The sequence below is a fragment of the Pelagibacterium luteolum genome, from assembly GCF_900100665.1.
Taxonomy (GTDB): Bacteria; Pseudomonadota; Alphaproteobacteria; order Rhizobiales; family Devosiaceae; genus Pelagibacterium; species Pelagibacterium luteolum.
The window spans coordinates 279,301-298,009 of record NZ_FNCS01000001.1 but is presented as its reverse complement, the minus strand read 5'-3'; the positions used below and the strand labels follow the sequence as shown (position 1 = coordinate 298,009).

The 18,709-nt window shown below is 60.9% G+C and carries 12 protein-coding genes and 1 tRNA gene; 10 read left to right on the top strand and 3 right to left on the bottom strand.

Annotated elements, in window-relative coordinates:
* Positions 1 to 29 precede the first annotated feature (29 nt).
* The 3 genes from BLR31_RS01370 to BLR31_RS01360 are packed head-to-tail and all read left to right on the top strand — an operon-like array spanning position 30 to position 3,368.
* The gene (locus BLR31_RS01370) at positions 30 to 800 is read left to right on the top strand and encodes a CDP-alcohol phosphatidyltransferase family protein (RefSeq protein ID WP_176762454.1); all 771 of its coding nucleotides are present in this window, start codon (positions 30 to 32) and stop codon (positions 798 to 800) included.
* Positions 797 to 2,434 carry a sulfatase-like hydrolase/transferase gene (locus BLR31_RS01365; RefSeq protein ID WP_090590168.1) on the top strand — a complete coding sequence of 546 codons (1,638 nt, stop codon included), beginning with the start codon at positions 797 to 799 and terminating at the stop codon, positions 2,432 to 2,434. The genes BLR31_RS01370 and BLR31_RS01365 overlap by 4 nt, the downstream gene beginning before the upstream one ends.
* Positions 2,427 to 3,368, top strand: a complete 942-nt coding sequence (locus BLR31_RS01360) for a lysylphosphatidylglycerol synthase transmembrane domain-containing protein (protein WP_210183873.1) — start codon at positions 2,427 to 2,429, stop codon at positions 3,366 to 3,368. Before BLR31_RS01365 ends, BLR31_RS01360 begins: the two co-directional genes overlap by 8 nt.
* Here BLR31_RS01360 and BLR31_RS01355 read toward each other — a convergent pair.
* The 3 genes from BLR31_RS01355 to BLR31_RS01345 form a co-directional block, all read right to left on the bottom strand.
* On the bottom strand, positions 3,365 to 4,207 hold the full coding sequence (locus tag BLR31_RS01355) for a carbohydrate ABC transporter permease (RefSeq protein ID WP_090590161.1): 843 nt from the start codon (positions 4,205 to 4,207) through the stop codon (positions 3,365 to 3,367). The two genes, BLR31_RS01360 and BLR31_RS01355, sit on opposite strands and share 4 nt — an antisense overlap.
* A complete protein-coding gene (locus BLR31_RS01350) occupies positions 4,207 to 5,121 on the bottom strand; it encodes a carbohydrate ABC transporter permease (protein WP_090590153.1) in 915 nt (304 codons plus the stop codon). The genes BLR31_RS01355 and BLR31_RS01350 overlap by 1 nt, the downstream gene beginning before the upstream one ends.
* A 67-nt stretch (positions 5,122 to 5,188) precedes the next feature.
* Entirely contained in the window at positions 5,189 to 6,505 is a 1,317-nt protein-coding gene (locus BLR31_RS01345; RefSeq protein WP_090590150.1) for an extracellular solute-binding protein, read from the bottom strand.
* A 313-nt stretch (positions 6,506 to 6,818) separates the two neighbouring features.
* On the opposite strand from BLR31_RS01345, the gene BLR31_RS01340 reads away from it, so the two are divergent.
* From BLR31_RS01340 to BLR31_RS01310, 7 genes are all read left to right on the top strand, one after another.
* Positions 6,819 to 6,893: transfer RNA gene (locus BLR31_RS01340), tRNA-Ala, on the top strand.
* A gap of 96 nt (positions 6,894 to 6,989) precedes the next feature.
* A complete protein-coding gene (gene cysQ / locus BLR31_RS01335) occupies positions 6,990 to 7,826 on the top strand; it encodes a 3'(2'),5'-bisphosphate nucleotidase CysQ (RefSeq protein ID WP_090590147.1) in 837 nt (278 codons plus the stop codon).
* 604 nt (positions 7,827 to 8,430) lie between these two features.
* Positions 8,431 to 13,581, top strand: coding sequence for an Ig-like domain-containing protein (locus BLR31_RS01330; RefSeq protein WP_143009283.1), 5,151 nt, complete (start codon positions 8,431 to 8,433; stop codon positions 13,579 to 13,581).
* Between the two features lie 182 nt (positions 13,582 to 13,763).
* A complete protein-coding gene (locus tag BLR31_RS01325) occupies positions 13,764 to 15,443 on the top strand; it encodes a type I secretion system permease/ATPase (protein WP_176762453.1) in 1,680 nt (559 codons plus the stop codon).
* Positions 15,440 to 16,765, top strand: coding sequence for an HlyD family type I secretion periplasmic adaptor subunit (locus tag BLR31_RS01320; RefSeq protein WP_090590136.1), 1,326 nt, complete (start codon positions 15,440 to 15,442; stop codon positions 16,763 to 16,765). Before BLR31_RS01325 ends, BLR31_RS01320 begins: the two co-directional genes overlap by 4 nt.
* A gap of 34 nt (positions 16,766 to 16,799) precedes the next feature.
* Positions 16,800 to 17,525: a hypothetical protein gene (locus BLR31_RS01315; RefSeq protein WP_090590132.1), complete on the top strand. Its 726-nt coding sequence runs from the start codon at positions 16,800 to 16,802 to the stop codon at positions 17,523 to 17,525.
* The gene (locus BLR31_RS01310; RefSeq protein WP_090590128.1) at positions 17,518 to 18,705 is read left to right on the top strand and encodes a hypothetical protein; all 1,188 of its coding nucleotides are present in this window, start codon (positions 17,518 to 17,520) and stop codon (positions 18,703 to 18,705) included. The genes BLR31_RS01315 and BLR31_RS01310 overlap by 8 nt, the downstream gene beginning before the upstream one ends.
* Positions 18,706 to 18,709 lie beyond the last annotated feature (4 nt).

Sequence of the window (18,709 nt, the reverse complement as noted above, 5' to 3'; positions counted from 1 at the left end):
GTTCCGTGAATGGTGGATTTCGTAATTTGATGCACAATACGGATGTCGGGCACCCTTCAGATCATGTTGTCGCGCAGGGTATGGCCGGTTCGAACCGCGGCGTGACTCTGCGGTTCATGGCGTTTGCCCTCGCGCTGCTCGGGGCCGTGGTGGCTCCCCTGAGCGCGGTCTTGGCACCGCAGCCAGGGTGGATCGGGCTGGCCGGGAGCACATTCCTCTTAGGGGCCATCGTGACCGCGATTGGCATGGACAGGCACTATCCCCATGATCGTCTGGGTCTAGCCAATATGATCAGCCTTTTGCGGATGGCCATGGTGTCGCCGCTGGTGCTGATCATTGCCATGCCGGGGCTTCTCGCCGAGGCGCGGCTCGCCTGGGGAGTACTGGGCCTCGCGGTGGTGTCGCTTTCGCTCGATGGGGTGGACGGGTTTTTTGCGCGACGGCAGGGGTTGTCCTCCCGGTTCGGAGCGCGGTTCGATGTGGAAGTGGATTCGCTTTTCGCGCTGTTGCTGGCTGTGCTGGCGTTCCAACTCGACAAAGCCGGTGCTTGGGTCTTGATCCTGGGTCTGGCGCGCTATCTCTTTGTTGCCGCCGGCGCCATCTGGCCATGGCTGATGGCCGATCTGCCTGAGCGGTTTTCGCGCAAGGCCGTGTGCGTGATCCAGATCGGGGTCCTAATCGCGCTTTTGGCGCCGATCGTTGTCGCGCCGGTCTCGCTCGTGCTGGCCGGACTGGCGAGCCTGCTGGTCGCGTGGTCGTTCGCAGTCGATATCGTCTGGCTGGCGCGGCGTCGCGCATGATAGCTCTTGCAAGGCGTTTGCCAGTGCTCCTTGCGGCGGCGCTTGTTATCCACCTCGTCCTGATCCAACCAAACCATCCCCGGGCCATGACCTGGGATGCCCTGCGGCTGTTTCCGCTCGAGCTCGTGTTCATCCTGCCGCTGTTCATCGCACTGCCGGCGGGGCATTTCGTGACGCGGATGGTACGGATACTGCTCGTTGCTGTGCTGGTGGTCCTGTCGCTGCTCAAGGTGGCCGATTATGCTCTGTTCGTCGCGTTCGGGCGGAGCTTTAATCCGCTTGTCGATCTCAATCTGATCGAAGCTGGTATCCGGCTTCTGGCGGGCTCGATCGGAGCGGTGCTGACCACGGGGATCGTGGTTGCGGGCGTTTTGGCGCCGTTCGTTCTGGCTGGGGCTTTGTGGTGGGCGACGGGCGTCTGGTCGCGGGTCGAGCCGGGACGCGTCGTTCGAGTATTGGCCGGGGGCATTGCCGCGCTGGGGCTGGCGGTCAGCGTTGCAGATATCGGCGATGTGCGTGGGGCCTGGGATTTGCCGCTCGATCCTTCGGGCACCGCCTTTACCGCGCGCGTGGCCCTGGAGCGCGTGACGGCTTATCAGGGACTGTTTGCCCAATTGGCCGCCTTCCGCACGGCCGCTGCGGACGATCCTTATGCCCAACTTGCCACTCCGCTTGATCGGCTGGAAGGGCGCGATGTGGTGATCGTCTTCGTTGAGAGCTATTCGCGGGCCAGCTTTGACGATCCGTTCAATGCCGGCGTGCATCAGCCGACACTGGCCGAGGGTGCAGCAAAGCTGGAGGCCGCGGGACTTTCCATGCGGTCGGGTTGGGTGACCTCGCCGATTGCCGGAGGGCAGAGCTGGCTGGCGCACGGCACGCTCGCATCGGGACTGACGACGTCGAACCAGGCGCTCTACTCGGCCATGCTGGCGAGTGACCGCATGACGCTGTTCGACTACGCAACCAAAGCCGGGTACGAGACCGCTGCGGTGATGCCGGCCATCACCCTGCCTTGGCCCGAAGCACGGCTTTTGGGGTTCCAGAGCGTCTATCCGGCCAGAGATCTGGGGTATGGGGGCCTTCCATTCAACTGGGTAACCATGCCGGACCAATTTACGCTCGCCGCGTTCGATAGGCTGTTTTCCGAGCGCAAGACGCCGTATTTTGCCCAGCTCGCTTTGATCTCGTCGCACGCCCCCTGGGTGCCGGTGCCCGAGATGGTCGATTGGGACGATGTCGGCGACGGCTCGATTTTCAATGCGATGGCGACATCTGGCGAGCCGCCATCGGTCGTGTGGCAGGACCGGCAGCGGATCCGTGATCAGTACCGGCTGGCGATTGACTATTCGCTGGAGACGCTTCTGGATTATGTGGCACGATCGCCAGAGAGCGGCGAGCGGTTGACGATTGTCCTCGGGGATCATCCGCCGACCCCGTTCGTCGCTGGTATCGAGGGGCGCGACGTGCCCATGCATGTGATCGGGCCTATCGATCTTGTGGATGCCATAGGGGCATGGGATTGGAGCGAGGGGCTCGTGCCGGGCTCCGATGCGTCGTCCTGGCCGATGGCCGGGTTCCGAGACCGATTTCTCGATACGTTTACGACGCAACGTTCTGGTGACGCCGATGGCTAGTGCGAGCACTTTGGGGCGCGCTTGGCCGGTTATGGCGCGGGTTGCCGTGCCGTTGGTGCTTTTGGCGCTGATCTGGTCGCTTGCCGATGCAGAGGATGCGCTGGGGCGTTTGCGGGGCGTCGAATGGAGTTGGGTGGTTGCTGCTTTCGTAGCACTCAATCTCCAGACCGTGCTCTCAGCGTTGCGCTGGACATGGGTTTCCGATGCGCTGGGTGCGCCATTGGCGGCGCGCTGGGCGATCGCGGAATATTATCTGGCGCAGTTGATCAACCAGACGGTGCCGGGCGGCGTCGTCGGCGATGCGTCGCGTGCCGTGCGGGCCCGCGAGCAAGGCGGGCTAAGCCTGTCGGCCCAGGCCGTGGTCATCGAAAGACTGGCCGGACAAATGATGCTGTGGAGCGCCCTGGCGCTGGGGGTTGGGATTTCGGTCCTTACGCCTGGCGGCATCGCATGGCCGCTTGGCCAGACTCGGACGCTGGCGGTTGCCGGGGCTATTGTTGTGGCGGTTGGTGTTGGGCTCTGGCTGTGGGGGGAGCGCGTGGGGTTTCTCAAGCGCTTCGGTGCGGCCATGGGGCAGGCACTGACGGCGAGAGCGGTGCGCTTGCGGCAGGCGACGATCGGGGTCGCAATCGTCCTCTGTAATCTGTTCAGCTTCGCTTTTGCGGCGCGGGCCACGGGGACCATGCTGTCGATCGAGGCCGTGTTTACGCTCGTGCCGCTGATTTTGACGGCGATGCTGATCCCGGCAACGATTGCCGGATGGGGGTATCGTGAGGGGGCGGCGGCGGCGCTGTTTCCATTGGCCGGCGCAAGTACCGGAGGGGGATTGGCCGCAAGCCTGTTGTTCGGGCTGCTGATGCTGACGGCGAGCCTGCCGGGCGTTTTTGTGCTGATGCGCCGGAAATACGAGCGGCCAAAGAAGGTCCGAGTTTAGCCGTCGACGGCACCGGCTGTAAGGGCCGAAACGATCGACCGCTGCAAAATCAGGAAGGCCAGGATGGCCGGTACCGTGGCGATGAGGCAGGCGGCGGCGAGGAGTTGCGTCGTGCTGGCGGTGGTCGATCCGGCATAATTATAGATGGCCACTGAGATGGGCCATTGGGATTCTTCGGTCAGCATGATGAAGGGGATCAGAAACTGGGACCAGTTCAGGATCATGTTGAGGATGAAGGCCGACGCGATGCCGGGGGCGGAGAGCGGCAGGGTGATGCGCAGGAAGGTTTCGAACGGGCCATAGCCATCAATCGACGCGGCTTCCTCGAGAACGATGGGAACGCCGTCAAAGGCGTTTTTTAGGAGCCAGACAGAAAGCGGGATGCCGACGGCTATATAGATCGCGGTGACGCCGAAATGGCTTTCAAGCAGCCCAAGGCGTCCCATATAGCGATAGAGCGGGATTAGGATGACCAGGCCGGAAATCATCTGGACGGCAAGGATCGCCATCATCACCGTGGATCGGCCCTTAAAGGCAAAGCGCGAAAAGGCGTAGGCGGCGGGGGCTGAGACGACCACAGCGCCCAGCGCTCCGAGCGCAGAAAGCTTGAGCGAATTGCCTAGATAAATAAGGAAGCCCGAGTCGGTGAGGATCTGGGTGAAATTGTCGAGAGTGGGTTTTTCGGGGATGAACCGCGCGGCGCCCAGAAAGATTTCCTGCTGCGTGCGAACGGCCAGCGAGATCAACCAGACGATAGGGATAAGGAAGAACCCCGCGATGGGGATAGCAACGACATAAGTCGCCAGATTGCCGATCCACGAGCCGCGCATAGTCGCCATCAGCGTTTCTCCTCGCGCGGCAGGAACCGGGCGTAGAGCGCGGCAAGGGCCAGCGCGCTCAACAGCAGGACGAGCGAGAGCACGCTGCCGCCGGCCAGATCGAAATTATAAAAGACAGTGTTGTATGTGAAGAGCGACAGCACCTCGGTGGCCCGACCCGGTCCCCCGCCGGTCAGAGAAATTATGGAATCGAAAGTGTTCAGTGTCTGGATGGTAATGAGGATGGCGTTGACCAGAAGCGCAGCACGGAGCTGAGGCAGGGTGATGAACCGGAAGCGGTCCCAGGCGCGCGCGCCGTCGATGGCGGCCGCTTCATAAAGCGTTGGATCGATCGCCCTAAGCGCTGCATAGAGGACGATCATCGAAAACGCGGTACCTTGCCATACATTGGCGATCACCACTGACATCATCGCGTTAGCGGGTGTCGAGAGCCAGGCGACCGTGGGGATGTTCAGAATACGCAGCACCGAATTTATGGCGCCGAAGGGGGATTCAGAAAACAACATCGACCAGATGATGCCGTTGGCGATGCCGGGGATGACCCATGCGGCAAGGACGATGGTCCGTAAAAAAAGCATCCCGGGCAAATTGTTGCGTTCGCCGCGCACGACGAGAAGGGCGATGGCGAGGCCAAACAGGGTCTGGCCGATGACGCTGGCGCCGACGAAAATGACTGTGTTGCCAAGGATGGTCGGGAGAGCGGGGCTCGACAGGACGGCAAAAAGGGCGCGGGTGGAAAAGTTCTCGTCGCTACTGGTCAGCGCGGCGTCGGTAAAGGCGAGACGCAGGGCGTCGAGGACAGGGTAGAGATAGAACAGCCCGATCATCAGCGCGACAGGCGCGAGCCACGGCCACGGACTGGGCCGGCGGACAACGGCGCCCGCGTGCGTTACTGGGGATGGTCTATGGCTCATCAAGGTCTGCGCGCTGGAGTTGAGTAAAGGAGCCGGACCAAATCGCCCGGCTCCTGTTCTTGTCAGATTATTGGCGCGCGTAGGCAGCTTCGATAGCAACCACTGCATCATTGAGAGCCTGTTCTGGCTCCTTGGTCTGCGAGAGAACCTCGCCGAGCATGATCTGGATCTGGGTCGACATTTCCGGATAGATCGCCACGCCTGGACGCGACTGGCCATTCTCTAGTGCCGCAGCGAAGGTTTCAAATTCGGGGCCAGCAAACTCGTCGTATTCGTTGTAAAGCGCTGCGGATGTAGGCAGAAGGCGCTGGAAGGCGTTGCCGGGACCGGCATAGAGCCGGGCGATATCGGCGCAGATTTCCACCTTGGCCGGATCGTCGCTGAGGGCGGCGATCGACCATCCGCCGGTGCCCGTGGCGCGCTGGTCGGGCGTGGGACCGGGGAGTTCGGACACCGCCCACTGGCTGGCCATCTCCTCGGGGAGTGTGCTCTGAAGCTGGGCGTATTGCCAGTTGCCGCCGATAAACATTGCCGTGGTGCCGGCGGCGGCTTCGGCGGTGATATCGTCGTAATTGGTGATCGTGGTCACGCGCTGGGGCGCGGCGCCGGTTTCCACGAGCTGGTCGTAAAAATCGAGCGCGGCGAGGAATTTTTCGCGGTTGTCGCCTTCATAAAAGACCGGCTTGCCCGCGTCGTCGACCAGTTCGCCGCCCTGGGCCCAGAAAAAGGCCAGCCAGTCGAAGGCCGTGCCTTCGGTACGCCCGCCATTGAACAGCAGGCCCTCATAACCGGCCTCGACCGACTGGAGGGCTGCGGCCTGGGTTTCGTCCCAGGTCTGGGGCGCGTCGGGGACGATTTCGGTGTTGCGGTAGAGAACGCGCAGATCGGTGAACCACCAGAGCGCCAGGACATTGCCGTCCTCATCGGTGACCGCATCGCGGACATAGGGGAAGAAATCGGCGATCTCGTCGTCGGTGAGGAAATCGTTCATCGGCGAGAGCACGCCGGCCTCCTTGAAGGTCGCGAGTTGGGCGGAATCGATCATGGCACAATCGGGTCCGCGACCAGCCTGGGCCTGCTCGAGAATGCGGGCCTGCTCTTCGTTGAGATTTCCTGTCTGGAGTTGCGTTTCGATCCGCCAGCCGGGGTGCTCGTTGATGAAATCGGTAAAGAGAGCCTCAAACCCTTCGGCAGTGGCTGGGTCGGCGCTGTAAAGGTCATAGGCCGTCAGGCGGAATGTCAGGACGTTCTCTGCATCGGCTGGGCCAACGCGGTTGCGCGTGATGAGATCGTCTTGGGCGATCGCTGGAAGCGCGGACAAGGTGAGCGCAGTGGCCCCGAGCAGACTTGTGGTTCTTGCCAGAACCGAAGGTAGGGTCTTCATGTCGTCTCCGTGTGTTGAGTTGAGGCACGCTGCTGCACATCTGAACGCAGATATCGGTCACACGATCCCACGTGGCTAATCTCGATCAGGTCCTTGCTTTTTTTACGCATCGCTTTCGGGTCGTGCCGTGTCCGGTCTGGCGGGCAGTTTCAGGGACCGGAGCCCGTACGGTCAAGCGTTCTCATGCCGCCTGCTCATGGTACGGGGTAGGGCGGCGATTGGATCGCATAAACACAACGGTAGCATTGGCTTAACCACATGCGCAGGGCCAAGTTGATGATAGCGGCGGCATAAGGCAGATTTCGTCCTATGGGGCGAGGTGGCGGAGCGGCGACGCGCCGGGCGTGCAAGTCCGGTCATCCTGGTTCAAATCCAGGCCTTGCCTCCATTTTCCTTTCCCGCCGGCACCTTTAGTCCAACGTCTTGTGCGCAGTGCCGCGCGGGGCTATGAGGAACCGTCCTCATCTACGGAATATCGGCGCTCATGATGAAAGCTGGCCAGCCAGACATCAACCTCTTGGTCGATATCGCGCTGGACGCGGGCAAAGTCATCCTGGCGATCTATGGCCGGGCTGAGATCGTCGTTTCGACCAAGGCTGATGCATCGCCGCTCACCGAGGCCGATTTGGCAGCGGAGGCGCTGATTACCGAACGGCTGGTCGCTGCCTATCCCGATATCCCGATCGTTGCCGAAGAGGCGGCCGCTGCTGGGCAATTGCCCGATTGCGGCGCTGAGTTCTTTCTTGTCGATCCGCTTGACGGGTCCAAGGAATTCATTGCCCGAAACGGCGAATTTACGGTCAATATCGCGGTCATCTCAGGCGGCGTGCCGATGATGGGCGTGGTCTATGCGCCCGCGCTTGAGCGCATCTGGTGGGGCGAGGCCGCCACGGGTAGCTTTACGGCACAGGTCGTTGATGGACGTTGCGCCGATATCCGGCCCATCGCCGTACGGGTTCCGCCAGAGCGGGGGCTGACGCTCGTCGGCAGCCGGTCGCATGGGGGCAACGCCGACAGCGCGCGTTTGGCCAAGCTGATAGTGGACGGCTATTCGTCGGTTGGCTCATCGCTCAAGTTCTGCATGGTCGCCGAGGGTCAGGCTGACCTCTACCCGCGCCTCGGACGTACGATGGAATGGGACACAGCGGCAGGCGATGCGATCCTGCGGGCTGCGGGCGGTGTCGTGCTCGACGAAACGGCGACGCCGCTTTCGTATGGCAAACGCAACCAAATCCATGACAGCGACTTCGCCAACCCCCATTTCTGGGCTGTGGGCCATCACGGCATCACCATCCTGATCGCGCCGCAAGACGAGAGCTAACCCTCTGATTGTGCACGCATTGGTCGCGATGCGTCGAAGCCTTCAGATCATTTTGGGTCACGCTGAGTGTGGCCAATCTCACACGCTCGAAAAAGTTTGATTACACCGCGACCACGGGGGCGGATCAACGCGTGTGTTTGGAAGAGATGATGCGCCTCTATATCTCACGGCTTACGTCGATTTTGAGCAGTCACGTCCATTTGTTCGGTTGAAGTTCGTGGGTCACTTTTGTCTTGGTATAAGTCAAATTGAGAAATTAACGCTCTTATACCGGTACTTGGAATCTCGATTTTTCATTCAATCTATTTTTAATGGTTTGATTTCTTCAAATCATATGTAGCAATTTGTCTATTAAAGGAAATTTTTAAATCTAAGAGTCATGTCTTGGTGGAAAATTTGTGCCGTTATGTTTGAACATTAAAGCTGATGGACAATAGATTAATATGACGTTAACTTCACAATAGCTGCGAGGGTAAGCCGATTGGCACGGTCGCCCAGCGCCTGGGGGCGGCCATTCCGCCGGGTGAGCAGCGAATTATCATCAAATGGGCGGGCAGTTGCGGGGCCGCCTCCTCTCCGGTCGTGAGTGGAAGTGGAGACGAAGGTGCAGGAGTTTGAGACAACCTTTCGCCAAGGGGTGAATGGGTACGCGTCGACTGTCGATACGCAATTGCTGCAGGCTAACACCGGCGCCAATCATGCCAATACCGCAGTGCTGGGTGTTGACCGCAATTCCCATGTCCAGGTTTTGCTCAGGTTCGACGATCTGTTTGGGAATGCTGTCTCGCAGGTTCCGGCGGGTGCCGAAATCCTGTCCGCCACGCTAACGCTGCACACCACCAATACTGGAGACGGCGCGACACTGCACAGGATGCTGACCAATTGGTCGGGCAACAGTACATGGTCGAGCACGGGATCGGGCATTCAGACCAATGGCGTTGAAGCGCTAGCCGCCGCCGACGTCAACACAGGTTCGACAAACCTTGGCGCGTCCAATTTTGACGTGACGGCAAGCGTTCAGGCCTGGGCGGGCGGGCAGGCCAATCTGGGCTGGGTGTTCGTTTCGCTAGGGACCAATGGCTGGGATTTCTATTCGGCCCAAGGCGCTACGCCGCCGCAGTTGACAATTCGCTATCGTATCGAAGGCGAGCCTAATACGGCGCCGGTCGCCAATCCAGACACGGTCGTCGTCGATGAGGATGGGTCGGCTACTGTCAATGTGCTCGCCAATGATGCTGATGCCGACGGGGACACTCTTGTGGTGTCAGGCGTCGGCACGCCGGCCAATGGGGTCGCCGTGCTCAATGGGAACGGCACGATAACCTATACCCCGCACGCCAATTTTTTCGGTAACGACAGTTTTTCCTACACGCTGAGCGATGGCAAAGGCGGGCAGTCGACAGGGCAGGTGAGCGTGACGGTCAACCCCGTCAACGACGCGCCCGTGGCGACGGGTGACACCGCTTCGGTCAATGAAGGGGGCAATGTCGTCGTCACGGTTCTAAGCAATGACAGCGATATTGATGGCGATGCGCTCAGCGTCAGTGGCGTAGGGACGCCAAGTAACGGTACGGCGGTCATAAATTCCAACGGGACTATCACCTATACGCCCAATGCCGGCTATACCGGGCCAGACAGCTTCTCCTACACCATCAACGACGGCAAGGGCGGGACCGCGACGGCAAGTGTTGCGGTGACGGTCCATCCGGTCAACGATGCGCCGGTCGCCACCGGCGACAGCGTCTCGGTCAATGAGGACGGTGCGGTCGCCATAGCGGTTTTGGCCAATGACAGCGATCCCGATGGGGATGTGCTGACTGTGACTGGGGTCGGAACGCCCGCGCATGGATTGGCGATCATCAACTCGAACGGTACGATCACCTATACGCCCAACGCCAATTATCATGGGCCCGACAGCTTCACCTATACGATCAGCGACGGCAAAGGCGGGCAGGCGACGGCGAGCGTTTCGGTGACGGTCAATTCTGTCAACGACGTGCCTGTGGCCGATGCGGACGCAGCCAGCGTTATCGAGGGCGGTTCGGTAACCGTGAATGTTCTGAGCAATGACAGCGACGCCGATGGTGATGCGCTCAGCGTCATTGGCGTGGGGACGCCGGCCAACGGCAACGCGGTGCTCAACGGCAATGGCACGATCACCTATACGCCAAATGCCGGCTACACGGGGCCGGACGGGTTCTCCTATACGATCAGCGACGGCAAGGGCGGGCAGGCGACAGCCAATGTCGCGATCACCGTCAATTCGGATACGCCCAACACCGTGCCGGTTGCGACAAGCGACGACACCAGTGTTCTGGTCGACGGCTCGGTGACGGTAAAAGTATTGGCCAATGACTATGATCTCGACGGGGACAGCCTCGCGATCATCAGTGTGAGCGGTCCGGCGAGCGGGTTTGCCGTCGTCAATCCCAACGGCACGATCACCTACACGCCCAATGCCGGTTACTCCGGCCCCGACAGCTTCACTTACACCGTCGCCGACGGCAAGGGCGGCACCGCGGTCGGGTCGGTCAATGTCAATGTGGTCGAGCCCGTTTCGGGCGATGTCGAGCATCAGGTGACCTTCCGACAGGGGGTGAACGGGTATTCGGGGACCGTAGACACCCAGATTCTGCAATCGAATACGGGTGCCAATCACGCCAATACGGCCGTGATCGGGGTGGATCGCGGCACTGATGTCCAAGTGTTGCTGCGGTTCAACGATCTGTTCGGGAATGGGGCCTTCCAAGTGCCGCCGGGATCGGAAATCCTTTCGGCGACACTCACGCTGCAGACCACAAATACCGGCAATGGCGCCACGCTGCACCGAATGCTGACCAATTGGTCCGACACCAGCACCTGGGCGAGCATAGTGTCTGGCGTGCAGACCAATGGCGTGGAGGCGCTGACCGCGGCCGACGTGCGGACCGGTGCGACCAATCTCGGCGCATCGAGCTATGACGTGACGGCAAGCGTGCAGGCCTGGGCCGGCGGCCAGGCCAATCTGGGCTGGGTCTTCGTTTCCCTGGGCACCAATGGGTGGGATTTCTATTCGGCACAGGGGTCGATCCCGCCGCAGCTCACCATTACCTATCGCGCGCCGGGCGGGCAGGAAAACGTCGCGCCAACGGCGGCAATCGATGCAGGCGTGGTCAATGAGGATGGTTCGGTGGTGATCAATCCACTGGCCAACGACACCGACCCGGACGGAGGTACCCTCACGATCGTCGGTATCGGCACGCCGACCAACGGCGTTGCCGTACTCAATTCGAATGGGACGGTGACCTATACGCCGAACGCCAATTACAACGGGCCTGACAGCTTTTCCTACACGATTAGTGATGGACAAGGTGGGACGGCGAGCGGGACGATCACCATCGTGGTCAAGCCCGTCAATGACGCGCCGGTGGCGGCAGGCGACGGCGCCGTCGTGACTCAGGGCGGCTTGGTGGTCGTCGACGTTCTGGCAAACGACAGCGATGTCGACGGCGACGCGCTCAGCGTGATAGGGGTCGGAACGCCTGCGCACGGGATCGCCGTGATTAATAGCGATGGTACAGTAACTTATACGCCCGCTGGCGGGTATTCGGGGTCCGACAGTTTCTCCTATACGATCAGCGACGGCAAGGGTGGAGAGGCGACCGGCACGGCCGCCGTGACGGTGAACGCCTCGGTTCCTGTCAATACGCCGCCCGTTGCCAACCCCGACAGCATATCGGTCAACGAAGACGGCTCGGTGGTTATTTCGGTTCTGGCCAATGACACCGATGCCAATGGACACGCATTGACTGTGACGGGCGTGGGAACGCCAGGCCACGGCACGGTGGTGATCAATGGCAACGGGACGATCACCTACACACCCACCGCCAATTATCACGGGCCGGACAGCTTCACCTACACCATCAGCGACGGGCACGGCGGCGCGGCGACGGGAGCCGTCAGCATTACCGTCAATCCGGTCAACGACGCGCCTGTTGCCAATGCTGACACGATCGCGGTCAACGAAGACGCGGCTGTGGTCATTTCGGTTCTGGCCAACGACACCGATATCGATGGCGACACGTTGACGGTCATCGGTGTGGGAGCCCCGGCCCACGGATCGGCCGTCGTCAATTCCAACGGCACGATCACCTATACACCGAGCACCAACTATAACGGCGCCGACAGTTTCACTTACACGATCAGCGACGGCAAGGGCGGGCAGGCGACAGGGACTGTCAATGTCACCGTCAATCCGATCAACGATGCGCCTGTCGCCAATGCGGATTCCGCTTTCGTGCAGGTGGGGGCATCGGTCGTCGTGCCGGTGCTGCTCAACGATGTCGATGTCGACGGAGACGCCTTGACGGTGACGGGGTTTGCCGTCGCGCCGCAGCACGGGACCGCAGTGGTCAATGGCAATGGCACCGTGACCTATACACCGTCGGCCGGATATGTCGGGGTGGACGCGTTTATCTATACGATCAGCGACGGCAAGGGCGGCTCCGCCAGCGCGACGGTAACGGTCAATGTTACAGAGCAGCCGGACGATCCTCTGCACGCGTCCTATATTGCCACAGCGATTTCGGGCTCGACCAGCGCACGGCATCTGGAGCATTCCAACTCGACCAAGAGCTTTTACTTTGCCGGCGCGTGGTGGGCGATCCTGCCCAATAGCGCCAATTGGTCCATCCACAAATTCAACGGTACGACGCCCGACGAGGGGCAGTTGGGCGGCTGGACGATCAAGAGCACTGCGCTTTTTGCGTCCAACTCGTCCAACCGCGCCGACCTTGCCTGGGATCCGGTTACCGAGACACTTTATGTGATGCAGTACAATAACGGCACGCCGCGCCTTTTTGCGCTCGACTATGCGGCGGGCACAGACAGTTGGGTCGTGGGGTCCAACATCGTACTGGCTGGGTCGGGCGGCGTGCTTTCCGGCAGCCAATGGACGTCCAATATCGAAATGCGGCTCTCGATCGACCAGAACGGAGTCCCGGTGGTATCGGCCATCGGGGCGAGCGGCTCGAGCGCTGGGCTGCATCTGGGGTTTGCAACATCGTCGAACCTTTCGACTTGGGGTCAGGTTCTGCTCGATGCCACGACAGACCGGTCCGGCGGTTCGAACGGCGACAGCAAGGCCGATATCGTTTTCTTCACCCAGGGCGGGGCCAACAAGATTGCTGTGATCTATAGCCGCGATGGCGCAGGGTCGGACAATGACTGGTCGATCGTCTGGCGCGATACGCCGCAATCGGCCGCCGATTACGTTAACGGCTGGCAGAAGGAAGTGATCACCGACGACGTCAATATCGACAACCATATGGCGGCGGTGTCGGATGGGACCACGATCTATGCGGTGATCAAGGACGACGATAATTCGCTCTGGCTGCTCAAGGGACACCCTGGCAATTGGGATGCTCCGCTTCTGATCGTCGAAGGCGGCGCCCATGACCCGAGCCGCCCAGGGATCGTGCTCGACCATACCAATGATCGGCTGTTCATCTACTATCAGGAGTCCACATCGGATCCCGAAGGCGCCGTGTTCCTCAAGGTCACTGACGCAGATAACCCGACATTCGATTCTGACGACATCGGCATGATGATCCTTCAGGGAACCAACGCGTCGCACGACATGCTCGATCCCCAGCGTCCGGCACATGCGGTGGGCACCGATACGGGCAACGAGTTCATCATCCTGGCGAAGAACCAGCAGACAAATACTATCTGGTACAACGACGTTGATCTGGGCTTCGAATATTCTATTGCTTAGGCGGACCTCAATATCTGTTTCTATTCGATAATGACTTTGAGATGGGCTTTTTAACCGGTTTTGCCGCAGCCTAACACTTGCAGATACTAAAGCCATTGCGTGCTGCGGATGGGCATCCGCGGATATGGGCCATTTCGGGAGACCGGGTGGTGGAACGGGTGAGTGGGCCAAGGGGTATGGTTATGAGACTTCGCGGACCCTTTGTGGTTCTGGTCGGCATGAGTGCGATCTCCAACATCCTGATGTTGGCGGGGCCGATCTTCATGCTGCAGATTTACGACCGTGTGCTTACCAGTCGGTCGATCCCCACTCTGGTGGTGCTGACCGCCATGGTGTGCTTTCTCTATCTCTACTACGCGGTGATTGAAGCGCTGCGCAGCCGCATGATGATGAGGATCGCGGCGGTGATCGACCTCCGGATTGCTCCAGCGCTGTTCTCCGCGATGGCAAAGACCGCGAGCGCCGGTGGAGCTGCGGGCGGACCCGATGCGGTGCGCGACGGCGACACGTTGCGCGGGTTCTTGAGTGGGAGCGGGCCGCTTGCGCTGCTCGACCTGCCCTGGCTGCCGGCCTATCTCGCCATCATCTTCGTCATGCATCCCGACCTCGGGTGGCTGGCGACCATAGGCGCGCTGGTAATCCTTGTTTTGATGTTGATCAATGAGTTTGCAACGCGGGGGCCGACGGCTGCTTTGGGCGAAGCCTCTATGAGGCGCCAGCGCTTTCTCGATGGTGTCAGAGCCAATGGTGATGCCGTAAACGTCATGGGCATGGTCGGCCCGCTTCAAGGCCAGCGTAAGTTCCACCAACAAAGCGTGCTGTCGGCGCTGGCGCTGGCGACGGACCGGGGCAGCGCCGTCTCGTCGCTGATCCGCGGGCTGCGTTACCTGCTGCAATCGGGCGTTCTGGCACTGGGTGCCTTGCTGGTGATTGAGGGCCAATTGTCGCCTGGGCTCATGATTGCCGCCTCGATCATCACGGCGCGGGCGCTGGCGCCCGTGGATCAACTGGTCGGGCAATGGCGCGGGTTGCTGATGGCGCGGCAGGCGCTGGCACGTATCCGGGCGGTTCTGGCCTCGGACAAGCGCGGAGCCGGCCTGGGGCAGATGCCCGTGCCCGCCAAAGCGATTGTGGTCCAGAACCTCGCCTCGGGACCCAAGGGGTCACGCGTTCCGCTGGTCACCGGCTTGCAGTTCGAGCTCAAGGCTGGTGATGGCATGGGTATTGTCGGGCCGACGGCGTCGGGTAAGTCGGGCGTGGCGAAATCGATGGTCGGCCTGTGGTCGGGCATGCTGGGCACGCTTCGGCTCGACGGCGCGGCGATCGAGAGCTTTCCGCCTGAGCAGCTGGGTGGGATCGTCGGTTACCTGCCGCAAGCGTTCGGCCTGCTCGACGGCAGTATCGGCGACAATATCGCGCGGTTCTCCGCCTCTCCGGACACGAACGCAATCATCGCTGCCGCGCAGCTGGTGGGCGTGCATGAGATGATCGTCTCGCTGCCCGACAAATATGATACGCGCATCGAAGACGCTGGCGAGCGGTTGTCGTTGGGTCAGCGTCAGCGTATCGGTATCGCGCGAGCGTTCTATGGTGACCCGTTCCTGATCGTTCTGGACGAGCCGCATGCCCATCTCGATGCCGACGGCGATATCGCGTTGACCCGCGCCATCCGGGCGGCTCGGGAGAGGGGTGCCATCGTTGTTGTCGCCGCCAATCGTCCCGGCGCGCTCGAGGCGATGGATAAGGTCCTGGTACTGCAAAAGGGTCGCCAGATCGCATTCGGTCCCAAGGAGCAGGTCCTGGCGCCGCCGGCCAAACCCGTGGCGACAGTTCTCAAGGCTGTGGGAGTGCCGGCATCATGAGTACGATCGCGGCAGGGCAGAGGGTTTTTGCATCGGAAAAGAGCCTCAAGCGCCATAGCGTGCTCGGGTTCGTCCTGGGCGTCTTATTGTTTTCGGCGATGGGCTATTGGGCCTATTCCACCGAAATTTCAGGAGCCGTTTCGGCGCGGGGCAACGTCGTTGTGGACAGTTTTGCCAAGCAGATCCAGCATCAGGAAGGTGGCATCGTGCGCCAGATTCTGGTGCGCGACGGTGATCTGGTCGAGGCCGGTGAACTGCTCGCTGTACTCGATGATACCGCGGTCCGGAGCCAGATTTCGGCACTGCGGTTCCAGATCAGCCAGTTCGCCGTGCGAGAAGCGCGTCTCGTGGCCGAAATCAATGGAGACGACACTTTTGCGGTACCCGACGGACTAGGGGCCTATGCGACCCAGGACGATATCTCTGAACTGACCGGGCTCGAAGGGCAGGTCCTCGCGGTCACCCGCGGAACCAGCGAGGCTTACGTGGCGCAATTGGGTGAACAGATCACCCAATTGTCTCGTCAGATCGAAGGACTGGAGACCCAGCTCAGCGCCATCGGACGGCAGATCGCGCTATTTGAAGACGAGATCGCCACGACGCGCCAATTGGTCGATGGGAGACTGATCGAAGCGAGCCGGCTCAATACGATGGAGCGGCAATTGGCTCAGGCTGAGGGTGAAGAAGGACGCATCATCGCCGCGATTGCGGAAGCCAATGCAGCGATCGCCGAGCGCAATCTCCAGATCGCGCAAGTCGATCAAGACCATCTTTCGCGTGCGCTCGAACAGCTTCAAGAGGTGCGCAGCGGATTGTCAGAAGCCACGCAACAGGAAATTGCCGCGGTCGATCGCGCATCGCGCCTCGAACTTCGGGCCCCACAACGCGGTGTCGTGCATCAGTCCAGCGTGCACACGGTGGGCGGTGTGTTGGGGGCAGGTGCTACCGCCATGTTGATCGTTCCCGTGGGCGAGGATTTGTATCTCGACGTACGGCTGGCGCCTACGGACATCGACAAGGTATCGGTAGGGCAGCCCGTAAGCGTGCGAATAACCGGCTACAATCAGAGGATGGCGCCCGAACTAGAGGCGCAAATCATGACGATCGCGCCGGACCTTACCGTCGACCAGGTGACCGGCAATCCATTCTACAGCGCGCGCATCGCGCTCACCAGCGACCAGCTTGCGGCCATGCCGGACAGCATTCAGCTGATTGCGGGCATGCCGGTCGAAGCGTTCATCAAGACCGCCGATCGGACGGTCCTGTCCTACCTCGTCCAGCCGATCACCGATCAGTTGGCTTACGCCATGCGGGAAGAATGACCATGATTTTTTCTATTTCGAGGGGACCACATTGATGGCTCTCAATCCCAAAGCAGTTTTGCCCAAACCATGGCGCAAGCGTATCGCTCACAATCTTGGACTTGTGATGTCGCCGCGGTTCTACCTGCCGGCGGGAGACACGCTCGAAGGGTTCTTTCACAAACTACACGCGGCGGGTGTGCACTGCGTTGTTTTGCGCTGGTTTGAAGATTTGCCGCACGTTGCAGATGGTGAGGACGTCGATCTGCTGGTGCGTGACGAGGACTTGGCCAAGGTCGTGCGCATGCTCGATCCTCTGGGGGGTGATATCCCCTTCGATATCTATACGGTCTCTGGCCGGGCCGGCACGCGGTTTAAGGGCACGCCATATTTTTCGCGACCGCTCGCCGAACGGGCGCTAGAGAGCGCCATTCGACATCGCCTTGTCTTCCCGGTGCCTGCAGCGCGCGAACATTTCGACACCATGGCCTATCACGCGGTCTATCATAAGGGCCGGGCGTCCGGACTGCCGGATCGCCACGAAGGCCCAAAGACCATGGTGGCTCCCGAGCACGATTATCTCCAGGTTCTCACCACATTGCGAGATCGTCTCGGGCTGCGCATGGAAATTACGCTCGACACGATCGACGACTATCTCACCGAACGTGGCTACAGGCCGTCCGGGTCGGTGCTCGAAACGTTGAGCCGCACCAATACCTGGCTGCGCAGTCGTGGGTTGCGGGCCATCAACTCGAGTAAGGCCAAGCCAGCGCATGGATAAGGTGCTCATCCAACTCCATGAAACCGACCGGACCCCGATTGGCGGCTTTGTCGCGCGCACCGGCTATGCCGTCGAGCGTGCGCTGCCGGCAGGGTTCAGTCGCCGTCTGGCTCGAAAAATGGGTATCGAGGGGCGGTGGTATCTGGCGCCCGGGCTGGGAAGCCTTTCAGAGGTCGTTACGCGCATCAAAAACAAAGGGATGGCCTGCGCGCTGATCGATCACCCGCAATATGTCCAAATGGGGAGTGCTGCGCCAACTGCCTTACTGTTTGAGGATAGCGCAGTTTCCCTTGTGCGCACGATGTTGACCAACTGGCCGGTGGGCCGGCCCGTACATGCGTTTTCGACCACAGGGCTGCCAGGCTTTGCTTTTGGCGATATGCCATTGCTGCCCCCAGCTCTTGCGCGACTGGTCATGGAGAACGCTTCAGCTGACGGCTGGGCTGAGCAAAGACATCGCTCGCTGTTGACGATCTACGGTGCTCTGTATTTTTTGGGGCGGGAAAGCGAACCCGCCTTGCCGGCAATCGAAGGGCTCACTGAAAAAGCTGGTCTTATTGTAACCACTCCAGCCACCCTCAGTTCGCTTGATCTCGTGATGGAGCGCGAGGGATGGAAGCCTCCGATTGAGACGCTTGAGAGGCTCGCTGTCCGTAATCAATGGATCGCGGAGGACCTGGAAAGGCGGGGCGAATGGAAGGGTGCCGCCGCGCCGGGATGGGTAGTGTTCTATATTCGTGAGGGCGTCGTTGCGTCGGGCAAGGTCGATCTCGTTCTGAACGTCTTGCGGCGCGAGGGTTTCATGCTGCCGCCGACGCCGGCGCTGACCCGCGAGACAGTTCGCGAACTGGGTAAGGAGGTTCGGGGCGGCAATTGGGGGCGTGGGCCGTTCCCGGTGAGCGGTGGCGAGCCGGCCCAGGTCGTCGTTGCCTATGATCGCGCACCAATCGCCCCCACTCAGGCGCTTCTCGACCAGTATCCGTTGCTGGACAATGGGCGAATTCAGATTGCCAAACAGGCCGTTCGCGACGCGCTTCATGCCCGCTTGCCAAAGGCCAAGCGTTATAATGGCCTGCACTCGACCGATAATTCAGTCCAGGCGTGGCGGGCCATCCGGTCCATGTATCCTCGGCAAGAGGCCGCGCTCCGGCGGCTGGAGCGCCAAGCCAATGACGCGTGAACTG

What these genes read in the sequence shown, in the direction of transcription:
- BLR31_RS01370 (WP_176762454.1), top strand. Translation starts at nt 30, where the DNA reads ATGCACAATACGGATGTCGGGCACCCTTCAGATCATGTTGTCGCGCAG.
- BLR31_RS01365 (WP_090590168.1), top strand. Translation starts at nt 797, where the DNA reads ATGATAGCTCTTGCAAGGCGTTTGCCAGTGCTCCTTGCGGCGGCGCTT.
- BLR31_RS01360 (WP_210183873.1), top strand. Translation starts at nt 2,427, where the DNA reads ATGGCTAGTGCGAGCACTTTGGGGCGCGCTTGGCCGGTTATGGCGCGG.
- BLR31_RS01355 (WP_090590161.1), bottom strand. Translation starts at nt 4,207, where the DNA reads ATGGCGACTATGCGCGGCTCGTGGATCGGCAATCTGGCGACTTATGTC.
- BLR31_RS01350 (WP_090590153.1), bottom strand. Translation starts at nt 5,121, where the DNA reads ATGAGCCATAGACCATCCCCAGTAACGCACGCGGGCGCCGTTGTCCGC.
- BLR31_RS01345 (WP_090590150.1), bottom strand. Translation starts at nt 6,505, where the DNA reads ATGAAGACCCTACCTTCGGTTCTGGCAAGAACCACAAGTCTGCTCGGG.
- cysQ (WP_090590147.1), top strand. Translation starts at nt 6,990, where the DNA reads ATGATGAAAGCTGGCCAGCCAGACATCAACCTCTTGGTCGATATCGCG.
- BLR31_RS01325 (WP_176762453.1), top strand. Translation starts at nt 13,764, where the DNA reads ATGAGACTTCGCGGACCCTTTGTGGTTCTGGTCGGCATGAGTGCGATC.
- BLR31_RS01320 (WP_090590136.1), top strand. Translation starts at nt 15,440, where the DNA reads ATGAGTACGATCGCGGCAGGGCAGAGGGTTTTTGCATCGGAAAAGAGC.
- BLR31_RS01315 (WP_090590132.1), top strand. Translation starts at nt 16,800, where the DNA reads ATGGCTCTCAATCCCAAAGCAGTTTTGCCCAAACCATGGCGCAAGCGT.
- BLR31_RS01310 (WP_090590128.1), top strand. Translation starts at nt 17,518, where the DNA reads ATGGATAAGGTGCTCATCCAACTCCATGAAACCGACCGGACCCCGATT.